A 462-nucleotide genomic window follows, 5' to 3' on the forward strand; every position below is an offset into this window, starting at 1 on the left:
GAGGATGCGCTTGAGCTCATCGTCCAGCGTCGTGAGGCTGATCATCACCGCCACCAGCCGTTGCTGCGCCAGTTCGGTCAGTAGATCGAGATCACGCAGGATCAGCGAGCCTTTGGTGACGATGGTCACCGGGTGTCGATAGCGCAAAAGCACTTCGAGGATCTGACGAGTGATCTTGTATTCGCGTTCGATTGGCTGATACGGATCGGTGTTGGAACCGAGATTGATCGGCGCGCATTGATAGCCTTTTTTCCCGAGTTGTTCTTCCAGTACCTGTGCGGCATTGGTCTTGGCGATCAGCTTCGTTTCAAAATCCAGACCCGGCGACATATCCCAATAGGCGTGGCTGGGTCGCGCGTAGCAATAGATGCAGCCGTGCTCGCAGCCACGATAGGGATTGATCGAACGATCAAAGGGCAAATCCGGCGACGTGTTACGAGTGATGATGGTCTTCGCGGTTTC

General features: G+C 55.2%; 1 protein-coding gene. It reads right to left on the reverse strand.

The genetic code is table 11. The features are described from left to right. Nucleotides 1-462: radical SAM protein (locus tag AACY49_RS30825; RefSeq protein ID WP_339528082.1), on the reverse strand; the 462-nt coding region annotated here is incomplete at both ends.

This window comes from Pseudomonas sp. EL_65y_Pfl2_R96, from assembly GCF_963970905.1.
In the GTDB taxonomy this organism is placed as follows: Bacteria; Pseudomonadota; Gammaproteobacteria; order Pseudomonadales; family Pseudomonadaceae; genus Aquipseudomonas.